Here is a 24,033-nt window from a genome sequence, read left to right as displayed (position 1 = left end):
ACGGCCGTTCAGCGTTCAAGACTTGCGTCGCTCGCACCTCGGGATGACGTCAACGGCTTCAGTGCATCAGGCGACCGCCAGCAATGTCCAGCGTTGCGCCGGTGATCCAGGACGCACAGTCGGAGTCAAGAAATAGCGCCGCCGCGGCCACGTCGGCCGGAGTTCCGAGCCGGTTCAGCGGGTGCAGCGCGGCGATCGCGGCCCTCTGCTCCGCGGGCATATGGCGCGCCGTACGCTCGGTGAGGATGGCCGACGGCGATACGCAGTTGACGCGGATGTCGAGCGGACCGACCTCCTGCGCGAGGTGCCGGGTCAGCATGATCACGCCGGCCTTGGCCGACGCGTACGCCGAAGAGGCGGCCGAAGCCGCGCGGCCGGCGGTGGAAGCCATTGTTACGATGGCACCCGATCGTCGCTCGCGCATGCCCGGCAGGAAGGCTTTCAGGGTCAGGAAAGTGGCCGTGAGATTGTGATCCAGCGCGGAACGCCAGTCGGTTTCGCTGGTGTCGTGCACCGCTGCCGGGCGTGCCGTGCCGCCACCGGCGAAAGCCATCAGGATGTCGACGGGTCCGAAGCGCTGCTCGATGGCGGCGCGGGCGCCGTCCAGCGCGGCTGGGTCGGTGCAGTCGGCAGGGATCGCCAGCGCTTGCGCGCCGTTTTGCACGAGGTCGTCCACCACGCGCGACAGCGCCGCCTCATCGCGGCCGCCGACCGCCAGCCTGACGCCGCTGGCCGCAAGCCAGCGGCAAGTTTCGGCGCCAATGCCGCCTGAACCGCCGGTGACAAAGGCAGTCTTGCCCTTGAGATCGGGATAGATCGGATGATGCGGCAAGGAATTCCCCTTCGCTCTCTTGAACGGCCGTTGGCTCTGTACTAATTTTGATATACATATTGTATATCCATTTTGGGAGTCAATCGCTCTGGCCTCACGGACCTATCGCAGCCCGCAACGCGAGGAGGCTGCCGCTCAAACTCGCGCGCGCATCGTGGTGGCGTCGACCACATTGCTCGCCTCGCGTGGGTCGTCGGCTGGCTTTTCGCTCGATGCGGCGGCGAAGGCAGCCGGCGTGACGCGGCTCACCGTCTATAATCAGTTCGGGTCGCGCCGCGCTCTGCTCGAGGCGGTGTTCGATGATATTGCTGCGCGCGGCGGCCTCTCGCGGCTGGCCAACGCCATGGCCGACCCCAATCCTCGAGAAGGTCTCGATAGCCTGATTGCCGTGTTCTGCGAGTTCTGGAGTTTTCGCCGCGAAGCGATGGGCCGCCTTGAGGCGGAAAGCGTAAGCGATCCTGAATTTGCCGAGATCCTCGGCGCACGCAATGCGCGGCGGCGCCAAGCCTTGTCGGTTCTTGTCGGGCGGCTGGTCAAACGCGCCGGCGCGCGTGCCTCGGGTGATCTCGTCGATGTCCTGTTCGCCTTGACGGGCTACCCGTTCTTCGCCGCGCTGACCGCGGGTGGGCGGTCGACCACGGCGGCCTGCGCCATGATTCAAGCTCTGGGGCAAGACGCGGTGGCGCGGGCCGCGCCTCCGCCCGGCTGAACGTCGGATTGTTTGCGACGAAAATCCGCATTGCCCCGCGCACAGGCTCAGCCGATGTCGAACCTGACGCCCTGAGCGAGCGGGAGATCGCGGCCGTAGTTGATGGTGCTGGTGACGCGGCGCATGTAGGCCTTCCAGGCGTCGGAGCCGGCTTCGCGGCCGCCGCCGGTTTCTTTTTCGCCACCGAAGGCGCCGCCGATTTCGGCGCCGGACGGCCCGATATTGGCATTGGCGATGCCACAGTCGGAGCCGGTTGCGGAGAGAAATGTCTCCACCTCACGGATGTCAGCCGAGAAGATCGACGACGATAAGCCCTGCTTCACGTCGTTGTGCCATCTGATGGCGTCGCCCAAATCGGCGTACTTGATGATATAGAGGATCGGAGCGAAGGTTTCCTCCAGCACCGGCCCGGTCTGTGCGGGCATTTCGACAAGCGCCGGTGTCACGTAGTAGGCGCCGGCGTCCCTTCCGGCGACGCGCTCGCCGCCCGTCACGGTGCCGCCGGCTTTTCGAGCCGCGACCAGGGTGTGTTGCATGCGCTCGAAAGCGGCACCGTCGATCAGCGGGCCGACCAGCACGGCGTCGTCCGCCAGCGGATTGCCGATCCGGATCGCGCCATAGACCTGCTTGAGCTTCGCGATGAAGGGGTCGTAAAGGCTGTCATGCACAAACAGCCGCCGCAGCGTGGTACAGCGCTGGCCAGCGGTGCCGACGGCGGAAAAGGTCACGGCCCGCAGTGCGAGGTCGAGATCGGCCGTCGGGCCTACGATGGAGGCGTTGTTGCCGCCGAGCTCCAGAATGGCGCGGGCGAAACGCTGCGCCAGGCGCGGGCCCACAATGCGGCCCATCGCGGTCGAACCGGTGGCGGAGACCAGGGGCACCCTGATATCGTCAACCAGCATCTCACCGATGTCTCGGCCACCGATCAGCACCGTGCACAGATCGGCCGGAGCGTCACCGAACCGTGCCGCCACGCGTTGCACCACCGCCTGGACGGCAAGGGCCGTCAGCGGGGTCTTTTCCGACGGTTTCCAGATCACGGGATTGCCGCACACCAGGGCCAGTGCCGCGTTCCAGGCCCACACCGCGACAGGGAAATTGAAGGCGGTGATGATGCCTACGGGGCCGAGCGGATGCCATTGCTCCATCATCCGGTGGTTCGGCCGCTCGCTGGCGATGGTGAGGCCATAGAGCTGGCGGGAGAGGCCGACCGCGAAATCGCAGATATCGATCATCTCCTGGACTTCCCCGAGGCCTTCGGAGCGGATCTTGCCCGCCTCGATGGTGACGAGTTCGCCAAGCTCGCTCTTGCTTGCGCGCAACTCCTCGCCAAGCAGCCTGACAAACTCGCCGCGGCGCGGGGCCGGGATCGAGCGCCAGGCAAGGAAGGCCCGTTCAGAGCGCGTGATAATGTCGCCGACATGAGCCGGCGGCGTATCCCTGATCTGCGCGATGACCTCGCCGGTCAGCGGCGAGTGGACCACCCGCTCGCCGCCGCTCAGGCGATCAGGGTGAACGCCGAGATGTTGCAAAATGGAGTCGACGCGTGCTGCGAGTGTCATGACAAGGCCTTTGCGAGTTGGGAGGACACGCTACCACGACATCAGCATTTTTTCACCTGGCCTTGCAGTTGAAACCGGAGGACGGCGCGATCCGTTGCGATGGATGCGACGAGGCTTGCCGAGCGACGGTGGTCGATGAGATAACTGTCCGAGGACGAGATGAGACGCGCGATTTGCACGACGGAATTCTCATAACAATCCAGGGAAGAATCCAAGGATCTGATCATGGCAAACCTGTTCGACTTGAATCACCGCGTCGCGGTGGTGACCGGCGGTAACGGCGGCATCGGCCTCGGTATCGCCGAGGCACTGGCGACGCACGGTTGCGCGGTGTCGATCTGGGGCCGCAACGCGGAGAAGAATGCAGCGGCGGCGGCGCAGCTGAGCAAGCTCGGCGGCAAGGTGCAGACGCTGGTCTGCGACGTAGCAAGCCGTGACGAGACCGCGCGTGCGACTGACGCAACGCTCAAGGAATTCGGCCGCATCGACGGCTGCTTCGCCAATGCCGGAATCGGCGGCGGCGGACGAACGGCGTTTGCCGACCGCACCGAAGACGATTGGCGGCGCATGTTCTCGATCAATCTCGACGGTGTCTTTCACGCATTCCAGCCGGTGGTCCGGCATATGATCGCGCGCGCCGGGCAGGGCGATGCATTCGGCCGGCTGGTGGCGACCTCCAGCATGGCCTCGCTGTTCGGCACCGCCCGCAATGAGCACTATGCCGGATCAAAAGCCGCGATCAATTCGCTGATCCAGGCGTTGGCCGTGGAGCATGCGCGCTACGGCGTCACCGCCAATGCGATTCTGCCGGGCTGGATCGACACCGAGATGACCGAAGGCCTGCAGGCCAACGACAAGTTCATGGCGAACGCCGTGCCGCGCATTCCGATGCGCCGCTTCGGCAAGCCGCAGGACTTCGCCGGCATCGCGGTCTATCTGATGAGCGGCGCTTCGGCCTATCACACCGCCGACACCATCGTGATCGACGGCGGCTACAGCGTGTTTTGAGGCGCACGGCGGGGTATCGCGTTGCTTCAGAGATCCGTGGTATTGGTGCGGCGTTCGAGGCCGGCGATGATATCCTTGATCCATCGCCTGACGGCCTTGATTTTTGCCGAGCCCGCATCGGTCTTTCGGTAGACCAGATAGATGTCCGGTCGCTCCATCGCGATGGTGGGGCGGAACAGCGCGTCGAGCCGGCCGGCTGCAACAACCGGGGCTGCGAGCGGAAAGGGCGCCAGCACCACGCCGACGCCGGCTTCCGCCATCTGAATTGCCGCCAGCAGGCTGTCACTCGACAAACGGAGCTCGCCCAGTTTGACCTTTGGGTCGGCCTTGGCGAACCAACGCTCCCACATGCCCGGAATGTTGTTGAGTTCGATCAGCGGCAAACGCAAGAGATCGTGCGGTGTCTTCACTGGCGGGAATTTCGCACGCAATTCAGGGCGCGCCAGCGGGGCAAGCTTTGATCGAAACAGCCGGTGCGCCTGCAGCCCGGGAAACGGTGGGTTGTTGGCCACGATAGCGGCATCGATGGTCTCGGTGTCGAAATCGACGCCGGTGTTGCGGGCCTCCAGCCGCAGGTCGAGGCTGCCATTGATGGCCTTGAATGCCGCGATGTTGGGCAATGCGGCGAAGGCGGCGAAACTCGGCGTTGCGCTGACCCTGACAATCTCTTGCCGTTCGCTGCTCAGCAGTGTTTCGCCGGCGCGCGCCATTTCGGAAAAGGCGCGCAGGACTGCGGCGCCGTAGGTCGAGCCGGCTTTGGTCAGCACCAGCCGGTTGCCCTGGCGTTGAAACAGCTTGCTGCGGAAATGGGTTTCCAGCGCGCTGATCTGGTGGCTGATTGCCGATTGCGTCAGGCCGAGTTCTTCCGCTGCCGCCTTGAAGCTTCCCAGCCGTACCGCGGCCTCGAACGGGCGCAGCGTCGATATCGGCGGCAGGGATGAACGCGAGCGCTGCATATGAATGTCATTCACGTGAGCGCAAGCGAATTCATTTGCGCCTTGGTTTGCATCTGGCGATGCTTGCACCAAACACCGGTTCAGGCAACGCGATCGTTCGTATGACGTTGGTTCATGCGTGCAATCGACCACAGGCGAAACGGGAGGATTGTCGATTGCGGCGCTACGGCGCCGGCCGACCGTGCGCGTTTCGATCCATTCGCCACACCCAGGGAGAGTTCAGTGAACGCACCGCAAAAATTCGATGACAGCAGATCCGCCGCCGAAAAGATGTTCGGCGGTTTGCCACAGCCGCCGGTCTTCGAGACCGTTGCGGAGGAACGTCAGCATCGCAAACAGCGCTTGGCGGGCGCGTTCCGGCTGTTCTCGAAATTCGGGTTTGACGAAGGAGTTGCCGGCCATATCACCGCGCGCGATCCGGAGTTCACCGAAACGTTCTGGGTCAATCCGTTCGGCATGCATTTCAGTCAGATCAAGGCGTCCGACCTGATCCGGGTCAGCCACGAGGGCAAGGTGGTCGAGGGCAATCGCCCGGTCAACGCAGCGGCGTTCGCGATTCACTCCCGGGTCCACGCGTCACGTCCGGAGTCCGTCGGCGCCGCCCACTCGCATTCGACGTATGGCCGCGCCTTTGCTGCGCTCGGGCGCAAGCTCGATCCGATCTCGCAGGACGTCTGCGCCTTCTACAACGACCATGGACTTTATGACGACTATGGTGGTGTCGCCGCCGATCTCGACGAAGGTCAGCAGATCGCCGACGCGCTCGGATCATGCAAGGCCGCGATCCTGCAGAACCACGGTTTGTTGACGGTGGGCAAGACCGTCGATGAAGCGGCCTGGTGGTTCATCACCATGGAACGGTCATGCCAGGTGCAACTGCTGGCCGAGGCGGCCGCGGCCGGCACCAACCAGCCGCTGAAGCTGATCTCGCATGAGGCGGCCACCCAAGCCTATCGGATTGTCGGCACTCCGTTCGGCGGTTGGTTTCAGTTTCAACCGCTCTACGCGCGCATCCTGAAAGAGCAGCCGGATTTTCTCGACTGAGTGCGACGACTGACCGTGCCGTCCCGGATTTATCCGGGGCGGACTACTGCCAGCGTGCGCCGAGACGTTCGGTGAGGGTTTTGCAGACCGACTGCAGTTTGCGCACGATGGCCTCGTCGTCGGTGCGGGCGAATGCCGGGGTCGCCATCACGGTGGCGACCAGCGCGGCGCGGCCCTGGATGTCGAGGATCGGCACCGCGGTGGCACGAAGCCCCGGGATCAGCATTTCGTCCACCGAGGCCGACATCGTGGTGCGCACGCGCTGCCGGATTGCGTCGACATCGGCGTCACGGGGGTCAGTTGCGCGGGCCTGTTCGACTGCGCCAACAAGTTCCTCGGTGCCCATGAACGCGAGGAATGCGTGCCCGGTGGCGGATCCCAGCAACGGCAGCACGGAACCGACTGCAAGCGACGTGGTCACCGGCGTGCGGCCGGCATGCCAGCGCACGATGGTGGGGCCGAGCGGGCCGCGCGCCGCCACCAGTGTCGAGCGGCCGGTGTCGCGGGTGAAGTCGGCGATGGCCGGATCGGCCTCCGCGAATACGTCGGTGCGTGCCAGTGCCGCCAATCCGATCTGGATCGCCTGCGGTCCGAGTTCATAGCGGCCGGAGGAGGTGGCTTGATGCGCCATGCCGGATGCGATCAGGCTTGCGAGATAACGATGCGCTTGCGAGGCCGAAAGGCCGGAGCGTTTCGCCACCGCACCGAGCGTGGCCGCCTGCGGTTCCGCCGCGAGCGCGGCCAGCACGCGAAAGCCGATATCGACCGACTGGATGCCGCGGCGCGAGGCGCGCGCATCCTCGCCATCATCGGTCGGCATGGAGGACTTCGAGGATTTCGGCGGGCGCATGGCGATACCGGTCAGTTGGCTGGGACCAGGATCGACAAAAACTCCGCATCAACCGGCGCGCCCTTGATCGTACCGTCGGCGCCGATCAGGGCGAAGGCGCGAACCTCATGGCCGCTGCCGATCCGTTTGCCGTTCGACGTAAAATCATAGTCGACGCGAAAGCGCCGTTCGCCCTGCAGCGCGACGCTGACCGCGATGTCGAGCACGTCGTCGTAACGCGCCGGCGCGGTGAAATCGGCGTGGGCCTGGGTGATCGGGGTGACCGCGCCGAATCGCTTGCGCACCTCGCGCAGGCTCAGGCCGCGCGCCCGCAGCAGCCGCTGGAAGCTGCAGTCCAGCCAGTAGAAGTAGTTGGGATAAAACACGATTCCCGCTTCGTCGCAGTCGCCCCATTCGATCGTGACCTGGGTGGTGAAGGCGGTGTTGGACATGGCTTGCCTCGTTTTGGATTTTTGTATATTGAGGAATTAATTGTATAATGTCAAAAATAGCGGGAGGGTCGCGTGCGGATTGCCGTGCTCGGCGGAGGCCCTGGAGGTCTCTATTTTGCGTACCTGTGGAAGACACGTCATCCCGAGGCCGAGGTCGATCTGTTTGAACAGAACCCCGAAGGCGTCACCTGGGGCTTTGGGGTGGTGTTTTCCGAGCAGGCGCTGGACTTCCTGCGTGCGGACGATCCCGACACGGTCGCGGCGATCGCGCCGCGGATGGAAAGCTGGAAAAACATCACTCTCGATCTGCGGGGCGACACCATCGTCATCGATGGGGTCGGCTTCTCGTCGATCGGCCGGCTCGAGCTGTTGCAGATCCTGCAGCAACGTGCCGCCGCTGCCGGCGTCAACGTGCATTATGCGACCCATGTGCCATCGCTCGATCGCCTCGATGACTATGACCTGATCGTCGCCGCCGACGGACTGAACTCAACGGCGCGGCGCGCGTACGAGGGTGATTTCGGCACCACACTCGCGTATTCCAGCAACAAGTTCGCCTGGTACGGCACCACCCAGCGTTTCGAGACACTGTCGCAGACTTTTGTCGCGACCGAACTCGGCGCCTTCAACGCCCATCACTATCGCTATTCGCCGACCATGAGTACGTTCCTGGTGGAATGCGACCGGGCCACCTGGCAGCGCTACGGTTTCGCCGACAAGTCGCCCGAGGAGTCGCAGGCGATCTGCGAGCAGGTGTTCGCGCACACGCTCGGTGGTCACAAGCTGGTATCGAACCGTTCGATCTGGCGCAACTTTCCCTGGGTCTGGAACCAGCATTGGTCGTTCAAGAATATCGTGCTGATCGGCGATGCGCTGCATTCGGCGCACTTCTCTATCGGCTCCGGCACGCGGCTGGCGATCGAGGATGCGATCGCCCTGACCAAGGCGCTGGAGGCGGAGCGCGATGATTGTCCGGCGGCGCTGCGGCGTTACGAGGCCGAGCGCAAACCGATCGTGCAGAAACTGGTTGCCGCCGCACGCACCAGCGCCGACTGGTACGAAAAATTCCCCGAGTACATGAGTTTGAGCCTTGAGGATTTTGCCATGAGCTACATCACCCGGTCCGGCCGGATCGACATCGCGCGGCTGCGCGCCATGGCGCCCGCCTTCATGGCGCGTTACGAGGCCTCCCGGTCCGCGGAGCATCGGCAGGCGGGAGGCGCCAGATGACCGCGTCGAATGGGCCTCATGGAGCGGATGGGATTGTTGCCGATCAGGTCCCGGTCGACAGCGCCGGCAGCCGTGAGATCGGCTTTGCGGTCCCGCAGCGCTATAATGCGAGCCGTATCCTGTTTGACAATCTCGACGCCGGGCGCGGCGACAGGCTGGCGCTGATGGGGCCGCTCGGCACGCGCACCTTTGCTGAGTTGTGTGCGGACGCATCGCGTTGGGGGCATGGCTTCCATTCCCTCGGGCTGGCGCGTGGCGACCGCATCCTGATGTTCCTCGACGACACACCGGCCTATCCGGCGGCGTTCTTCGGCGCGGTGCGCGCGGGCTTCGTGCCGCTGCTGATCAACACGCTGACGCCGCCGGATCTGCTGCAGTTCTACCTGGCGGATTCCGGCGCCACGGTCGCGGTCGCCGACGCCGAGTTCAGCGCGCGGTTCGATGCCACGGCATGCGCGGCAACGGCGTTGCGTACGCTGATCGTGGTCAACGGCGCGCCTGAAGTCCATGCGGTGCCTGATACCCTTGTGGCCGATCGATGGCTCGATCGCTTTACGGGCGATCTGCCCGAGGCCGATACCGACCGCAATGCGATGGCGTTCTGGATGTATTCGTCGGGCTCGACCGGACGGCCGAAGGGCATCGTGCATCTGCAGCACGACATGGCCTACAGCGAGATGGCGTTCGCACGCGACGTACTCAAGCTCTCGCTGGGCGATATCTGTTTCTCGGTGCCGAAGATGTTCTTCGCCTACGGTTTCGGCAATTCCGTGACGTTTCCGTTTTCCGTCGGTGCGGCGACGCTGCTGCTGCCGGGCCAACCGAAGCCGGATGCGATCTTCGCAGCGATTGGACAATATCGGCCAACCGTGTTTTTCGGCCTCCCGACGCTCTATACCTCGCTGACCAAGGCCGAAGGGGCGCGCGCGGCCGACTTCTCGTCGCTGCGGCTGGCGCTGTCCGCCGCGGAAGTTCTTTCGGCTGATGTGTTCAACGGCTGGAAACAACTCACCGGGCTTGAGATCGTCGAAGGCCTCGGCTCCACCGAAGCCCTGCACATCTATCTGTCCAATAGGCCGGAGCGGAAGAAGCTGGGATCGGCGGGTCTGCGCGTTCCCGGTTACGAACTGGCGCTGCGCGACAAGGATGGCCGCGATGTCGGGGATGGCGAGGAGGGCATCTTGTGGGTGCGCGGCGATTCCAATACCCCGCTGTACTGGAATCGGCCGGACAAGACCGCGGAGACCATCCGCGACGGCGGCTGGATCTATACCGGCGATCGTTTTGTGCGCGACGACGATGGCTTCCATTTTTTCCGCGGCCGCGCCGACGATCTGATCAAGATCTCCGGGCAATGGGTCTATCCGCTGGAGGTGGAGCTGTGCCTGGCCGAACACCCTCTGGTGCGCGAATGCGCGGTGCTGGCGCTGGAATTGCCCGACCGCCGCATGACATTGAAGGCGGTGGTGGCGATGAACGATCGCGCCTGCGACCCTGCGGCGACGACCCGGCTGCTGCAGGATTTCGTCAAGGAGAAACTGCTGCCCTACAAATACCCGCGTCAGATCGCGTTTGTCGACGAACTGCCGAAAACCGGCACCGGCAAGATCGATCGCCAGGCGCTGGTGAAGGCTGTGGCGGCAACGCAGAATTGAGCGATTGGCTATTTTGAACGAAAGCCGCCCCGGTTAAGCTGACGCCGTTAATCCATCATCGACGGTGAAAGTGCGGCAATGTCGGTCAATCCAAAGCAGTGGCATATCGGTTTCGTCGGTTATGGCGAGGTGGGGCGGATCCTTTCTGAAGACCTGCGCAAGCAGGATCTGAGGATCAGCGCTTATGACATCAAGCTCGATGGTGGCGAGGCCGGCGCCTTGCGCGATCATGCGGGTGTTCATGGTGTGACACTGGCGTCATCGGCAACAGATCTTGCGGCACGATCCGATTTCATCGTTTCAGCGGTGACCGCGAGCCAGACCGTGTCTGTAGCGCAGGCCTGCGCGCCTGCGGTCAAGAAGGGGGCCTGGTTCCTCGATTTCAACTCGGCCTCGCCCGGCGCCAAGCAGCGCGCGGCTGTCATGATCGATGGCCATGGCGGCCGCTATGTCGAAGGCGCCGTTATGACGTCGGTGCCGCCGTATCGCCTCAAGGTGCCGTTGCTGCTCGGTGGTCCCGGCGCCGCGGAGCTGACACCGCTGCTGGTCGCGCTCGGCTTCGACGCCAAGGTCGCCAGCGACAAGCTTGGTGTCGCCTCTGCGGTCAAGATGTGCCGCAGCGTCATGATCAAGGGCCTGGAGGCGATGGTGATCGAGAGCTTCACCACGGCGCGCGCCTATGGCGTCGAGGACGCGGTGCTGGTTTCGCTGCGGGAAACCTTTCCCGGCATCGACTGGGAGAAGCAGGGCGCCTATTTCTTCCAGCGCGTTATCGAGCACGGCCGTCGCCGCAGCGAAGAGGTGCGCGAGGTGGCCGAGACTGTGCGCGAGGCCGGCCTCACACCGTGGTCGGCGGCAGGCACCGCCGATCGCCAGGCCTGGGTGGCTGATCTCGCCGACGCCGGCCTGTTCGGCCGAAAGGGTGAGGCCGGGTTTGCCCGCAGCGCCGACTGGCGCACCGAGGCCGATCGCATCCTGGCTTCGCTCAAACCGAAGACCTGATCACCGCAGAGCGGGATCGATGTCCCTGATCCGGGCGCAGTGGGCGGCGATATCATCGCCGCTGTAGTGCAGGTGCACGCGCTTGTCGGACGGCGGCCGTTTCTCGACCGACAGCCCGGGCCGCCATTCGGTGGCGGGGCGGATCGGGCGCGGCGCAAAACCGCCGCCGCAGTTCGGGCAGACATTGTGCAACTGGTTCTCGGCACAATCCGCACAGAAGGTGCACTCGTAGGAGCAGATCCGTGCGTCTGTCGCCGACGGCGGCAGATCCTTGTCGCACGATTCACAGTTCGGTCGCAGCTGCAGCGCCATGTTCGATTCCTTCAATGCGAGTTCGGTCAAGACTCGCAAAGTCGGATCGGCGTTGCAAATGGCGAAATCCCCTCGATTCCGGACATGGGATTGCGGTCGTCAATGAGATGACGCCCAGCTGAAAGATCGATTTCCGTCACGAGAAATTAGTATTTGAACGCAAGACCTGCTCGCAGGCCACGCTGGCGATGTGCGCGCTGGCTTGAGTTAATTAGTGGCTTGACTAACATTGGCGCTTGCCGTTTGCTCAAAGAAAAAGATGGGAAGGAAACGGCTCGCCTGATCGCGACGCGCAGACTTTGCGTTCGTGCAGGGTGATGTCGTGCTCCCGTCGGAACGGGAGCCGCGAGATGCCGGAGTTCGGGACCGTGCGCTACGAGATGCCGTCGCCGCAGGTCGCGCGCATCGTGATGAACCGCCCCACGGCCCGCAATGCGCAGAACCTGCAGATGACCTACGATCTCAATGCGGCGTTCGACATCGCGGTGCAGGATGATGCGGTGAAGGTGATCGTGCTGGCGGGCGCCGATCCTCACTTCTCCTCCGGCCACGATTTGCGCGCCGGCAGCAAGAATGAAGCCGGGGCGGATTTTCCGTCCATCGGTGGCTGGGGCGGGTTTCGCGAGAAGGGCGCCCACGGCCGCTTCGCCCGCGAGCAGGAGATCTACCTGCAGATCACGCGGCGCTGGCGCAACCTCGCCAAGCCGACCATTGCCGAAGTGCAGGGCAAGTGTATCGCCGGCGGGCTGATGCTGGCCTGGGCCTGCGACCTGATCGTCGCCTCCGATGATGCGGAGTTCTGCGATCCGGTGGTGACGCTCGGGGTCTGCGGTGTCGAATGGTTTGTGCATCCGTTCGAACTGGGGCCGCGCAAGGCCAAGGAGCTGCTGTTCACCGCCGACAGCTGGAGTGCCCAGGAGGCGCACCGGCTCGGCATGGTCAATCATGTGGTGCCGCGGACCGATCTCACCCGCTTTGTCCAGGACCTCGCGCTGCGCATCGCCGCCAAGCCGGCTTTCGCGCTGAAGATGACCAAGGAAGCCGTCAATCGCGCTGTTGATGCGACGGGACAGCAGACGGCGATCGATCAGGCTTTCGCATTGCATCAGCTCTGTCACGCCCACAATTTGCAGCAGTTCGGCACCATCATCGACCCCGCCGGCATCCCGGCGACGGTGCGCAAGCCGGCTGCGGAGTAAACCGATGAACCTGGCATTGACCGAAGAACAGCGCCTGCTGCGCGACAGCGCCGAACGTTTTATCGCTGACACATTCTCGATCGAGGAGCGCCGTCGCATCGCGGCGTCCACAGCCGACGAAAGCGGGGCGTTGTGGGCACGTTACGCCGAGCTTGGGTGGTTGGCGCTGCCGATTGCGGAGCGTTACGGGGGCCTCGACGGCAGTGCGACTGACATCGCCATCCTGATGGAGGCATTCGGGCACGGCCTCGCGCTGTCGCCCTATCTCTCCACCGTCGTGCTCGGCGCCGGGCTGATCGCGGAAGCCGGCAGCGAGGCGCAACAGGCCGCGCTGCTGCCGCAGGTCGCATCGGGCGATCTTCGCCTCGCGTTTGCCTATGCCGAGCGCGGTGGACGTTTCGACCTCAGCGCCATCGAAACCCGTGCCGACGCGTCCGGAGACGGCTGGATCCTCGATGGCCGCAAACTCGCGGTGCTTGACGGGCCATCGGCGCAACAATGGATTGTCAGCGCAAACACCGACAGCGGTCTTGGGCTGTTCCTGGTGCCGGCCGGCATCAAGGGGGCGGAAATGCGTGAGCACGCCCGGCTTGGCGGCGGACGTGCCGGTGTGCTCACGCTGTCGCGTGTGAAACTGCCGGCGGATGCCCGGCTCGGGCAGGCCGCGGACGCGCGGCCCGCGCTCGAGGCTGTGGTCGACCGGGCGCTGGCGGCGCTGTGTGCGGAGGCTGTCGGCATGATGGATTATCTGCTGCGGGCGACCGTCGACTATACCAAGATGCGCGAGCAGTTCGGCCGGCCGCTGTCGGCCAACCAGGTGGTGCGGCATCGCCTGGCCGACATGGCGATGGCTTGCGAAGAAGCGCGGGCCATCACGCGGGTGGCGACACTGCAGGCCGAGGCGGAGCCACGGGCGCGCGGTCGTGCCGCCTCCGGCGCCAAGGCCAAGGTGGGCACCTGCGCGCGGTTCGTGGCCGAGCAGGCGGTGCAGTTGCACGGCGCCATGGGCGTCACCGACGAACTCGACATCGGGCTCTATCTGCGCCGCGTGCTGATGTTCGACACGCTGTTCGGCGGTTCCGCCTATCACTACCGTCGGCGCCTGGCGCTGACCGATGTGCCCGAGCAAGCAGCGTAAACGGAGCGGATCATGGAATTGTCGTTCACGCCGGAAGATCGCGCCTTTCAGGACGAGGTCAGAGCTTTCCTGGCTGCAAACCTGACGCCGGCACTGGCGCGCGGCCAGGCGCTGACGCCGTCGGTGTTCTCCGAGCCGGAGATTTCAGGCCCCTGGCAGCGCGTGTTGCATGCGCGCGGCTGGGTCGCGCCGGCCTGGTCGACGCAATATGGCGGCACCGGCTGGTCGCCGGCGCAGCGCTGGATTTTCGAGACCGAGTGTGCCCGTGCCGGCGCGCCGTCATTGTCGCCGATGGGTGTACGCATGGTCGGGCCGGTGATCATCGGCTTCGGCAGCGACGCTCAGAAAGCGTACTATCTGCCGCGCATGCTCTCGGGCGAGGATTACTGGTGCCAGGGCTATTCCGAGCCGGGATCCGGCTCCGATCTGGCGTCGCTGAAGACGCGCGCCGTGCGCGACGGCGACCACTATGTGGTCAACGGCACCAAGATCTGGACGACCCACGCCCATCATGCCAACCGCATGTTCGCATTGGTGCGCACCGCCGACACGCCGCGCAAGCAGGAGGGCATCAGCTTCCTGCTGATCGACATGAAACTGCCTGGGATCACGATTCGCCCGATCAAGACCATCGGCGGCGATCATGAAGTCAACCAGGTGTTTTTCGACGATGTGCGGGTGCCGGTGAGCGACCTGGTCGGCGAAGAAAATAAAGGCTGGACCTACGGCAAGTATCTGCTGGAGTTCGAGCGTGGCGGCGGGATGACCGCGGCGCGGCTGCGCGCGCGGTTCGACCATGTGGCGCGGCTTGCACATTCCGAACAGACCGGGCGGGCGATCGACGATCCTGACATCGCGCGCCGGCTGGCCGAACTTGATGTCGATATCGATACACTCGACATGATCGAGCTGCGCATCACGTCCGATCTGCAGACCGGGCAGAACCCCGGCGCGGTATCCTCGCTGCTGAAGCTGCGCGGCAGTGAAATCCAGCAGGCGATGACCCGGCTCGGCGTCGACGTGATCGGTTATGACGCGCTCTATTGGGAGCCGATGCGGCCGCTTTATGCGCTGAACGAGCCCGCGGGGATTCCGGAAGACGAACTGACCATCGTGCCGGACTATCTCAATCGCCGCGCCTACACCATCTTTGGTGGCACCTCGGAGGTGCAGCGCGACATCATTGCCAAGAACATGCTGGGGTTGTGATGACCGGTTCAACGCTGGTGGATGTGGTGCGCGGCCATGCCGAGCAGCGCGGCGATGCGGTGGCGTTCACGTTCGAGGGACGCGAGACCAGCTATGCGCAGTTCGAGCGCAACAGCAACAAGGCGGCTCACGCGCTCGCCGCAGCGGGGCTCAAGGCTGGCGATCGCATCGCCTATGTCGGCAAGAACAGCGACCACTATTTCGAGCTGCTGCTCGGGGCCATGAAAATCGGCGTGGTGATGTCGCCGGTGAACTGGCGACTGGCGCCGCCGGAGATGGTCTACATCATCGACAATGCCGAGGCGAAGGCGCTGCTCGTCGGCGCGGAGTTCGTCGATGTGGTGCGGGCGTTTATGTCAACGCTCACGTCGGCGCCGCTGCTGGTGGCGATGGAGGGCAACGCTGCGGAGTGGCCGGCGTATGAGGCCTGGCGCGACGCCGAGAATGATGCGGCTCCCACATTTCAGCCGCAGCTCACGGACGTGGCGCTGCAGCTCTATACCTCGGGGACTACCGGCCATCCCAAGGGAGCGATGCTCAGCCATCGCAATCTGGTCGATCGTCGCGACGAGCAATCCGGCGAACTGCCGCCCTGGAATGTCTGGACTGCGGACGATGTGTCGCTGGTGGCGATGCCGGTGTTTCATATCGGCGGCACCGGCTGGGGCATCGTCGGGCTGCATTCCGGCGCCAAGGGCGTGGTGGCGCGCGAATTCGATCCGTCGAAGGTGCTCGACTATTTCGTCAATGACCGGATCTCCAAGCTGTTCATGGTGCCGGCGGCGATGCAATTCGTGGTGCGCCACCCGCGTGCCCGGCAGATCGACTATTCGCGGCTGAAATACCTGCTGTACGGCGCGTCGCCAATTCCGGTCGATCTCCTCAGGGAATGCATGGAGGTGTTCGGCTGCGGCTTTGTGCAGATGTACGGCATGACGGAAACTACCGGCACCATCGTGGTGCTGCCGCCGGAGGACCATACCCTCGATGGCTCGCCGCGGCTGCGGTCCGCCGGCAAGGCGGTGCCCGGCGTTGAGCTCGCGATCCTGGATGCGGAGGGCAGGCCGTTGCCGCCAGGCGAAGTCGGCGAGATCGCGACACGCTCGACTGCCAACATGGTGGGATACTGGAAGCTGCCGGAGGCGACGGCGTCGACCTTGAGCGCGGACAACTGGCTGCGCACGGGAGATGCCGGCTACATGGACGCGGACGGCTATGTCTACGTGCACGACCGGATCAAGGACATGATCATATCAGGCGCGGAGAACATCTATCCCGCCGAAGTGGAGAACGCGATCTTCGGGCATCCGGCGGTGGCCGAGGTTGCGGTGATCGGCGTGCCCGACGACACATGGGGCGAAGCCGTGAAGGCGATGGTGGTGCGTAAGCCGGGCGCCGAGGTGACGGCCGACGACATCATCGCTCATGCCCGCACCCGCATCGCCGGCTACAAGGTGCCCAAAAGCGTCGACTTCATTCCGGCGCTGCCGCGCAACGGCACCGGCAAGATCCTGCGCCGCGAACTGCGCGAACCGTTCTGGGCCGGCCGGGAGCGGCGGGTGAACTGAATACCCGATCGTGACGATCGTAGCCCGGATGAGCGGAGCGACATCCGGGGCAGACACACAGAAACTGATCCCGGATATCGCTGCGCTCATCCGGGCTACTGACTGGAATTTGCTTGATGACTGTCTCATCCAAAGCCCCCTCCATGGGAATTATTAGTGGCGACCGTTGCCGCAGCACGACGGATGTCGCTGAGCGGGCTCGCCTGATCGCGGGCGGCCTGCAATCGCTGGGAGTCAAACAGGGCGACAGCGTCTGCGTGTTGATGCGCAACGACATTGCCTTTCTCGAGGCGGTGTATGCCATCATCATGCTGGGTGGTTATGGTGTGCCGGTGAACTGGCACTTCAAGCCGGAGGAAATCGCCTATGTCATCGGCGATTCCGGCTCCCATGTGCTGATCGGCCATAGCGACTTGCTGCACAAGATGCGCGGCGCCATCCCGGACGGAGTGACGATACTGGGCGTGCCGCCGCCGCCGGAGGTCGTGGCGAGTTACCGGATCGAGCCGGGCGGGCTGGAGCTACCGGTGGGCGCCATCGATCTCGACGACTGGATGGCACGTCAGAGGCCGTATGACGGTCCCGAGCTGCCGCCGCCACCGAACATGATCTATACCTCCGGCACCACCGGCCATCCCAAGGGCGTACGCCGGGCGGCACCGACGCCCGAACAGCTCGCTTACACCAATCGGATGCGTGCGATGATTTACGGCATCAGGCCGCAGGGACGCGCGCTGTTGCCGGGGCCCCTCTATCACTCCGCGCCGAATGCCTACGGCATTCGCGCCGGGCGGGAATGCGATGCGCTGGTGCTGATGCCGCGGTTCGATGCCGAGGAATTCTTGCGCATCGTGCAGGACGAAAAGATCGACATCATTTTCATGGTGCCGACCATGTTCATCCGATTGATGAAACTGCCGGAGACGGTGCGTGCGGCATACGATATGTCCTCGCTCCGCCACGTCATCCATGCTGCCGCGCCCTGTCCGGCCGAGGTCAAACGCGCGATGATCGACTGGTGGGGGCCGGTGATCTATGAATTCTACGGCAGCACGGAATCCGGCGCGGTGACGTTTGCGACGCCGCAGGACGCCTTGAAGAAGCCGGGCACGGTGGGCCGGATCTCACCCGGCGCCGAGCTGCGTTTCCTGAGCGAGGCCGGCGACATCCTGCCGCCGGGGCAGATCGGCGAAATCTATTCGCGCATCCCGGCGAGTGCGGATTTCACCTATCACAACAGGCCGGAGAAGCGCGCCGAGATCGATCGCGATGGTTTCATCACCTCCGGCGACGTCGGTTACATCGACGACGAGGGCTATGTCTTCATCAGCGACCGCAAGCGCGACATGGTGATCTCTGGTGGCGTCAACATCTATCCCGCCGAAATCGAGGCCGTGCTGCACGGTTATCCCGGCGTGCACGACTGCGCGGTGTTCGGCATTCCGGACGAGGAGTTCGGCGAGGCGCTCATCGCCGTGATCGAGCCGCAGGGCGGTGTTTCTCTCGACCTCGCCGCGGTGCGGACCCATCTCAAGACGCAACTCGCCGACTACAAGGTGCCCAAGCATATCGAGATCAGGACCGAACTGCCGCGCGAGGACTCTGGTAAGATCTTCAAGCGACGGCTGCGGGATCCGTATTGGGAGCGGGCGGGCCGGCGGATTTGAGGCCGCTTGTTGTCAAAGGTCGCTGACAGTCCGGTAATTTGTTGCGGTCCGTGACGGCGCATGAAGATATCTTGCGGTCGTGCCGGCTGGCGCTGTCCAAGAATAATTCTTATCGCGAACGATGATGGTCGGCTCAATGCCACCATATTTGCCCCCATGTAGTATCGAACGATGGTTTCGAAACGATCGGGGACGACATCTTGAATCAGACGCTTCTACACAAGAGAGTTGCCAGGCGCATGCGCGGCTTGCCTGCGCAATGGGCATCGCGGCTCATCAATATCTCCATGGTGGAAGATCGCCTTTCCGCCGCGTATGAGCAGGCGAAGAGCAGATATAAAGCGAAGCTGCCAAAACTCTCGGCAATGGATGCCGAAATTGTGGCCAGCCTGGAGCGAGACGGGGTCTTCATCACGTCGCTGGGCGCGCTTGGTCTGTCCGGCTCGGATAAGCTGTTTGCGTCGGGGAAGCAGCTTAAGGACGTCTATGCCGACCGTTCTGCCAGAGGTGAGCTTCGACATCAGTATACCGTTCAGGCCAATGCTCAGGAGGTGATCAGCCACTCTGATATCTTCAGATGGGGTCTCAACGAACGGCTTCTGCAGATCGCCGAGACCTATCTCGGATTGCCGGTGGGATACGACGGGATCAATATTTTCTACACCGTGGCCGATGGACGGCAGAGCGGAGCGCGCCGATGGCATCGCGATATCGAGGATCGGCGCATGCTCAAGGTCGCAGTCTATTTCAATGATGTCGATATCGACGGCGGGCCGCTGGAGATTCTGCATCGGCGTTTTCCGGACGGCGAGATCATGTCGGGCTCCGGTTATCCCGTGCTCACGCAGGAGACGCTCGAGACAAAACTGGGGACGCTCCGCGATGGCGATATCACCAGCTGTGTGGGACCGGCTGGCACCGTGATCTTCAGCGATCTCGCCACGCATTATCATCGCGGACGACCGGCCATCTCACGCGACCGCTGTGCCGTGTTCTATAATTACATCTCGCACCGGCCGCTTCGCCCGTTCTTCTGCGAACGCAGCGTGTTGTCTCGCGACCAGGTCGCGAATCTCGTCGCAGATCTGTCGCCGTATCAGCGTGCTTGCGCGCTGTGGCGTGATCGGCTGCCGAGGCTCGCCAGGCTGGTTCCGCCGGCGCCGCTCTGAGGTCGATTGGGCGATCCACAGATTAATGTTGAGATGGAGCGTTGCAGCGCACTGCGGGTGTTGTGGCCGGAAAAGCCCGCACCTTCGGGCACTTGCGGACCAGGCACGGTAACATAGGGACGACTTTCGGCGATCGCGTTAACAGAGATGTAACGGGATTCCAACAATTCGCCGCACCAAGTGTTAACGCGCGGGGTTCAAATGTATCGAGCTTTTTAGGCAATATGTTTGGTTTCACACGACACGTTTCGGTCCTGCAATGTCGGACTACACCATTCTGCGCAGCGAAGTCGGTTGGGTCGTCTGCGTCGCTGGCGAGCCGGTGCTGCTGGTGGACGACGAAGAACTGGCGCGCCAGATCGTTCGCGAGGCCGTCGTGCCGCCGGCGAACGGCCGTCAGCTTGCCTCGGGTGCCGTTCCGAATGTCACCGTGAAAAGTCCGAGCATGCAATCAGATGCCGGAGATAATCCGGCTCCGGGAAAAACGCGCGCGCCGCAGGAATGATCAGGAACGATCCAGCGGTCGCCATCCCCGATATTTCGGATGATAGGCTGCAATCGGCAGTTGCACAGGCTCGCCCGTCTCAGCGGAATGATAGAGCGCTGTGATCAGCTCCAGCGACCGCCACGCATCGGCCAGCGTCACCGGCAAAGGCCCACCGCTCTCCAGCGCGCGGTGATAGGCCGCCATCAGCCCTTCGAAGCGCGACGGCACGTGGGACCAGCCTTCGAGTGCGGCCGCGAAACGCGCCCCCGCTTCGGGCGACGTTGGGATGATCTGCCAGGGATCGTCGCCGGGGGCATAGGGCGCAAGCGAACTCTCGAAGGTGACGTGCTCAAAGCACAGCCGCAGCCGGCTGATCTCTTTGGCCGACCCCAGTGTGATACTGAGCGACGCCAGCGCGCCGCTTGTCATCTGCAGGCTGGCCACCGCGCAGTCCTCGACCTCGATATTGTTGATGCGGGTGGCGGTGCGCGCGAACACCGAGGCGATATCGCCCATCAGGCAGCTGAGCATGTCGTGGGCGTGGATGGCGTGGGTCAACAGCGCGCCGCCGAGTTCGGTTTCCCAACGGCCGCGCCACGGCACCGCATAGTATTTTGCACCGCGCTGCCAGGCGGTCTCAATGGTTGCGAGATACGGCTTGCCGGCGAGACCGAGCTCGACGATACGCTTGGCTTTCTGCAGGCCGTCGCCGTAGCGGTACTGGAAGATCGGCATCAGGCGCCCCCTGGCGCTAGCCTCGATTGCCGCGAGTTGATCGACCTCGGCGAGCGAGCCGACCAGAGGCTTTTCGCACACAACTTGCTTGCCGGCGGCGAGCGCGGCTTTGGTCTGCGAGAAGTGCAGTCCGGGCGGAGTCGCGATATCGACGATGTCGATGTCGGCCATCGCCAGCACTTCATCGAACGAGGTGGTGCGGCGGGGCACGGAGAATTCGTCGCCGACGGTGGCAAGCCGCTCCTGGTTGAGGTCGCACAGCGCCCGCACCTCGAACTGCGCGGGCAGGCAGGCGTAACCCTCTTCGATATGGCTGCGGCCGATGCCGCATCCGATCACCGCAACGGTCCAGCGTTTGGCCATGGGGTTGGTCTTTCCTGCTGGCTTATTGTTTCAGCTCGGCCATGGCCTGGCCCGTCAGCGCCAGCTCCATGGCCTTGAAGCAGCGCGCTTGTGGCATGGCGGTTTCGGTGCGGTCGCGGATATCGGCGATCAACTGGCGGCCGTAGGGCAGTTCGACGTCGCTGCAATCGATGCGCTGGGTGCCCTTGCGGTCGACCAGGAACAGATGATCGATGCCAGGCTGGCCGGCGATATCGATGTATTTACGCAGTTCGAGTGTGCCTTCGGTGCCGAGGATGGTGAGCCGGCCATCGCCCCAGATCGGAAGCCCGTCGGGCGTGAACCAGTCGACCCGGACATAACCGGTGGTGTCGCCGGCGCGCAGCAGCAGCTCGCCGAAATCCTGCAGCTCCGGTGTCTCGGGATTGGCGCGGTTGGCGACGGTAGCGGCCACCACTTCGGCGTCCAGCGCGTCCGCAAAGAACAGGAACTGTTCGCACTGGTGCGAGGCAATGTCGGTGAGGATGCCGCCGGTGCGCTCGCGCCGGTAGAACCAGTCGGGCCGCGGCAGGTTTTTCAGCTTGTGCGGACCGAGCCCGGTGGTGTTGATGACACGGCCGATGGCGCCTGCGGCCACCAGTTCGCCGGCCTTGACCGTCGAGCGGGTCTCGAAATGTTCCGAATAGCAGACCGAATAGATGCGTCCGGTCTCAGCCTGCACGCGGCGCACCTCGGCGAGCTGCTGCAGCGAGGTCATCCCGGGCTTGTCGCTCATATAGTCCTTGCCATGGCGCATCACTTCGATGCCGAGCGGCGCCCGGTCGGCCGGGATGCCCGCGGAGACGATCAGGGAGATACCGGAATCCTCCAGCAACCGCCGGCGATCGGCCGCCCGCGGCGCTTGCGGGTAACGCTCGGCGAACGCTTTCGCCAGATCGTCCTCGGGCGCATGGAAGCCGACCAGGTCGGCGCCGGCGCGCACCAGGCAGTCGATCTGACCATGGATGTGGGCGTGATTGATGCCGATGGCGGCGAAGCGAAGTTTTGTCATGTGGTGTCCTTGCGCAGGCCAAAGAGGTGCGGGCTCGATTATCCCTTGAGACCGGTGGTGGCAATGCCGTTGATCAGCAGGCGCTGGAACGCCAGGAAGAAGCCGAGCACGGGCAGCAGCGTCAGCGTCGACATCGCGAACAACGCGCCCCAGTCGGACTTGCCGGTGGAATCCACGAAGCTGCGCAAGCCCAGTTGCACGGTGTAGGTGTTGATGTCGGTGAGATAGACCAGCGGGCCGAAAAAATCATCCCAGGTCCAGATGAAGGTGAAGATCGCGGCGGTGGCGAGTGCCGGCAGCGACAGCGGCAGGATCACCATCCAGTAGATGCGCAGGGGACCGCAACCGTCGATCATCGCAGCGTCGTCCAGATCGCGCGGGATCGAGCGGAAGAACTGCACCAGCAGGAAAATGAAGAAGGCATCCGCGGCCAGGAACTTCGGCACGATCAGGGGGAGGAAAGTGCCCACCCAGTCGAGGTTGAGGAACAGCACATATTGCGGGATCAGCGTCACATGATAGGGCAGCATCAGGGTGCCGAGCATCAGCGCAAACCAGATATTCTGGCCGCGGAATGTCAGCCGGGCGAAGGCATAGGCGGTCAGCGAGCACGAGATCACGTTGCCGATCACGCAGCTCAGCGAGACCAGCAGCGAGTTGAGAAAGAACTGGCCAAACGAGACCTGCAGCCCGGACCAGCCGCGCTGGTAGGCCTCAAGGCTGAAATGCGACGGCCACAACGAGGCGCTGCTGAAGATATCGCTCTCCGGCTTGAATGAGCTCGCCAGCATCCACAGCAGCGGATAGAGCATGGCGATCGAGGCGAGGCACAACAGCACGTGATAGAGCAGGGAGCGGCCGCGTCCGACACCCTGCTCCTGGGCCTGCTCGTCATCCTGCGCCCAGCCGGGGCGGCGTGCGAGTGCGGTGGATGCCGTGGTGTCAGCCATCGTAATGCACCCAGTAGCGCGAGGAGAGGAACGCGAGCGCGGTGAACGCCGCGATGATCACCACCAGGATCCAGGCCAGCGCCGAGGCATAACCCATCCGGAAATAGGCGAAGGCCTCCTGATAGAGATACAGCGTATAGAATAGCGTGGAATCGATCGGGCCGCCGGTGCCGCCGCTGATGATGAAAGCGGGCGTAAAAGCCTTGAACGCCTCGATGGTCTGCACCACGCCGTTGAAGAACACCACGGGGGTGAGCAGGGGCAGGGTGATCCGCCAGAACTGCTGGCTGCGGCTGGCGCCGTCGATCTCGGCGGCCTCGTAGACATCCTTGGGGATCTGGCGCAGCCCGGCGAGGAAAATGATCATCGGCGAGCCGAACTGCCAGATGCTTAGCGCCACCAGGGTGTAAAGCGAAGTGTCCGGATCGGAGATCCAGCTCGGCCCCTGGATGCCGATCAGGGCCAGCACCCGGTTGAGCAGCCCGTCGCCGGAAAACAGCTGCCGCCACAACACGGCAATGGCGACACTCGCGCCGATCAGCGACGGCAGATAGAACATCGCGCGGTAGAGCGGCAGGCCGCGAATGCCCTTGTTGAGGATCACCGCCACCATCAGCGCAAAGGCGAGCTTTAGCGGCACAGCGAGAGCGACATAGAGAAACGTCACATGCATCGCCGCGACGAATTTCGGATCACTGGTGGCGATGCGGACATAGTTGGCGGCCCCCACCCAGCGCGGCGTGCTTAGCAGGTCGAAGTCCGTAAACGAGAGATAAAGCGAAATCAGCGCTGGGCCGAGCGTCAACCCGAAGAAGCCGAGCAGCCACGGCGTCAGGAACAGGTAGCCGGCACCGCTGCCACGCCAGCCGTTCTCGCCTGCGCCTTCGATTGGGCGCGGTGCTGCTTCGCTGACGGCGCTTGCCATCG

The 24,033-nt window shown here is 64.0% G+C and carries 23 protein-coding genes; 13 read left to right on the top strand and 10 right to left on the bottom strand.

The window, feature by feature from the left end:
- Positions 1-58: 58 nt before the first annotated feature.
- Entirely contained in the window at positions 59-832 is a 774-nt protein-coding gene (locus tag RS897_RS01065; protein ID WP_315834775.1) for an SDR family NAD(P)-dependent oxidoreductase, read from the bottom strand.
- Positions 833-986: 154 nt separating this feature from the next.
- Here RS897_RS01065 and RS897_RS01060 point away from each other — a divergent pair, with 154 nt between their 5' ends.
- Positions 987-1,541: a TetR/AcrR family transcriptional regulator gene (locus tag RS897_RS01060; protein ID WP_315838937.1), complete on the top strand. Its 555-nt coding sequence runs from the start codon at positions 987-989 to the stop codon at positions 1,539-1,541.
- 47 nt (positions 1,542-1,588) lie between these two features.
- Here the strand turns inward: RS897_RS01060 and amaB are convergent, their stop codons facing one another.
- Positions 1,589-3,103, bottom strand: a complete 1,515-nt coding sequence (amaB, locus tag RS897_RS01055; protein ID WP_315834774.1) for an L-piperidine-6-carboxylate dehydrogenase — start codon at positions 3,101-3,103, stop codon at positions 1,589-1,591.
- Positions 3,104-3,328: 225 nt separating this feature from the next.
- Here amaB and RS897_RS01050 point away from each other — a divergent pair, with 225 nt between their 5' ends.
- On the top strand, positions 3,329-4,111 hold the full coding sequence (locus tag RS897_RS01050) for an SDR family NAD(P)-dependent oxidoreductase (protein WP_315834773.1): 783 nt from the start codon (positions 3,329-3,331) through the stop codon (positions 4,109-4,111).
- 26 nt (positions 4,112-4,137) lie between these two features.
- On the opposite strand, the gene RS897_RS01045 is transcribed toward RS897_RS01050, so the two are convergent.
- A complete protein-coding gene (locus RS897_RS01045) occupies positions 4,138-5,067 on the bottom strand; it encodes a LysR substrate-binding domain-containing protein (RefSeq protein WP_315834772.1) in 930 nt (309 codons plus the stop codon).
- 222 nt (positions 5,068-5,289) lie between these two features.
- Between RS897_RS01045 and RS897_RS01040 the strand changes: the two genes are divergently transcribed.
- A complete protein-coding gene (locus RS897_RS01040) occupies positions 5,290-6,111 on the top strand; it encodes a class II aldolase/adducin family protein (protein ID WP_315834771.1) in 822 nt (273 codons plus the stop codon).
- Between the two features lie 43 nt (positions 6,112-6,154).
- On the opposite strand, the gene RS897_RS01035 is transcribed toward RS897_RS01040, so the two are convergent.
- Together RS897_RS01035 and RS897_RS01030 are read right to left on the bottom strand one after the other, a co-directional pair.
- The gene (locus RS897_RS01035) at positions 6,155-6,931 is read right to left on the bottom strand and encodes an IclR family transcriptional regulator (RefSeq protein ID WP_315834770.1); all 777 of its coding nucleotides are present in this window, start codon (positions 6,929-6,931) and stop codon (positions 6,155-6,157) included.
- Between the two features lie 41 nt (positions 6,932-6,972).
- The gene (locus RS897_RS01030; protein WP_315834769.1) at positions 6,973-7,392 is read right to left on the bottom strand and encodes an acyl-CoA thioesterase; all 420 of its coding nucleotides are present in this window, start codon (positions 7,390-7,392) and stop codon (positions 6,973-6,975) included.
- A gap of 72 nt (positions 7,393-7,464) precedes the next feature.
- Here RS897_RS01030 and RS897_RS01025 point away from each other — a divergent pair, with 72 nt between their 5' ends.
- From RS897_RS01025 to RS897_RS01015, 3 genes are all read left to right on the top strand, one after another.
- The gene (locus tag RS897_RS01025) at positions 7,465-8,622 is read left to right on the top strand and encodes an FAD-dependent monooxygenase (protein WP_315834768.1); all 1,158 of its coding nucleotides are present in this window, start codon (positions 7,465-7,467) and stop codon (positions 8,620-8,622) included.
- Entirely contained in the window at positions 8,619-10,277 is a 1,659-nt protein-coding gene (locus RS897_RS01020) for a benzoate-CoA ligase family protein (protein ID WP_315834767.1), read from the top strand. Before RS897_RS01025 ends, RS897_RS01020 begins: the two co-directional genes overlap by 4 nt.
- Before the next feature lie 78 nt (positions 10,278-10,355).
- Positions 10,356-11,279, top strand: a complete 924-nt coding sequence (locus RS897_RS01015) for a DUF1932 domain-containing protein (RefSeq protein WP_315834766.1) — start codon at positions 10,356-10,358, stop codon at positions 11,277-11,279.
- Here the strand turns inward: RS897_RS01015 and RS897_RS01010 are convergent, their stop codons facing one another.
- On the bottom strand, positions 11,280-11,591 hold the full coding sequence (locus RS897_RS01010; RefSeq protein ID WP_315834765.1) for a DUF1272 domain-containing protein: 312 nt from the start codon (positions 11,589-11,591) through the stop codon (positions 11,280-11,282). It lies immediately after the preceding gene.
- Between the two features lie 350 nt (positions 11,592-11,941).
- Here RS897_RS01010 and RS897_RS01005 point away from each other — a divergent pair, with 350 nt between their 5' ends.
- The 7 genes from RS897_RS01005 to RS897_RS00975 all read left to right on the top strand — a co-directional run bounded on the left by RS897_RS01005 (position 11,942) and on the right by RS897_RS00975 (position 20,046).
- Positions 11,942-12,790 (top strand): enoyl-CoA hydratase, encoded by an 849-nt coding sequence (locus tag RS897_RS01005; RefSeq protein WP_315834764.1) that lies wholly within the window; start codon positions 11,942-11,944, stop codon positions 12,788-12,790.
- 4 nt (positions 12,791-12,794) lie between these two features.
- Positions 12,795-13,928, top strand: a complete 1,134-nt coding sequence (locus tag RS897_RS01000; protein WP_315834763.1) for an acyl-CoA dehydrogenase family protein — start codon at positions 12,795-12,797, stop codon at positions 13,926-13,928.
- 12 nt (positions 13,929-13,940) lie between these two features.
- A complete protein-coding gene (locus RS897_RS00995; protein ID WP_315834762.1) occupies positions 13,941-15,137 on the top strand; it encodes an acyl-CoA dehydrogenase family protein in 1,197 nt (398 codons plus the stop codon).
- Positions 15,137-16,705 carry a fatty acid--CoA ligase gene (locus tag RS897_RS00990; RefSeq protein ID WP_315834761.1) on the top strand — a complete coding sequence of 523 codons (1,569 nt, stop codon included), beginning with the start codon at positions 15,137-15,139 and terminating at the stop codon, positions 16,703-16,705. Before RS897_RS00995 ends, RS897_RS00990 begins: the two co-directional genes overlap by 1 nt.
- Before the next feature lie 143 nt (positions 16,706-16,848).
- Complete coding sequence (locus RS897_RS00985; RefSeq protein WP_407654408.1) at positions 16,849-18,372, top strand: acyl-CoA synthetase; 1,524 nt, start codon at positions 16,849-16,851, stop codon at positions 18,370-18,372.
- Positions 18,373-18,737: 365 nt separating this feature from the next.
- The gene (locus RS897_RS00980; RefSeq protein ID WP_315834759.1) at positions 18,738-19,541 is read left to right on the top strand and encodes a phytanoyl-CoA dioxygenase family protein; all 804 of its coding nucleotides are present in this window, start codon (positions 18,738-18,740) and stop codon (positions 19,539-19,541) included.
- Between the two features lie 259 nt (positions 19,542-19,800).
- Entirely contained in the window at positions 19,801-20,046 is a 246-nt protein-coding gene (locus RS897_RS00975) for a hypothetical protein (RefSeq protein ID WP_315834758.1), read from the top strand.
- Here RS897_RS00975 and RS897_RS00970 read toward each other — a convergent pair whose 3' ends face one another.
- The 4 genes from RS897_RS00970 to RS897_RS00955 form a co-directional block, all read right to left on the bottom strand.
- Complete coding sequence (locus tag RS897_RS00970; protein ID WP_315834757.1) at positions 20,047-21,126, bottom strand: Gfo/Idh/MocA family protein; 1,080 nt, start codon at positions 21,124-21,126, stop codon at positions 20,047-20,049. It abuts the gene before it with no gap.
- A gap of 22 nt (positions 21,127-21,148) precedes the next feature.
- Entirely contained in the window at positions 21,149-22,156 is a 1,008-nt protein-coding gene (locus RS897_RS00965; RefSeq protein WP_315834756.1) for a Gfo/Idh/MocA family protein, read from the bottom strand.
- Positions 22,157-22,194: 38 nt separating this feature from the next.
- A complete protein-coding gene (locus tag RS897_RS00960) occupies positions 22,195-22,968 on the bottom strand; it encodes a carbohydrate ABC transporter permease (protein WP_315838936.1) in 774 nt (257 codons plus the stop codon).
- A 130-nt stretch (positions 22,969-23,098) separates the two neighbouring features.
- Positions 23,099-24,031 carry a carbohydrate ABC transporter permease gene (locus RS897_RS00955; protein ID WP_315834755.1) on the bottom strand — a complete coding sequence of 311 codons (933 nt, stop codon included), beginning with the start codon at positions 24,029-24,031 and terminating at the stop codon, positions 23,099-23,101.
- Positions 24,032-24,033: the final 2 nt, after the last annotated feature.

Source organism: Bradyrhizobium prioriisuperbiae, from assembly GCF_032397745.1.
Taxonomy (GTDB): Bacteria; Pseudomonadota; Alphaproteobacteria; order Rhizobiales; family Xanthobacteraceae; genus Bradyrhizobium_A; species Bradyrhizobium_A prioriisuperbiae.
This window is presented reverse-complemented; position numbering and strand designations above follow the sequence as displayed.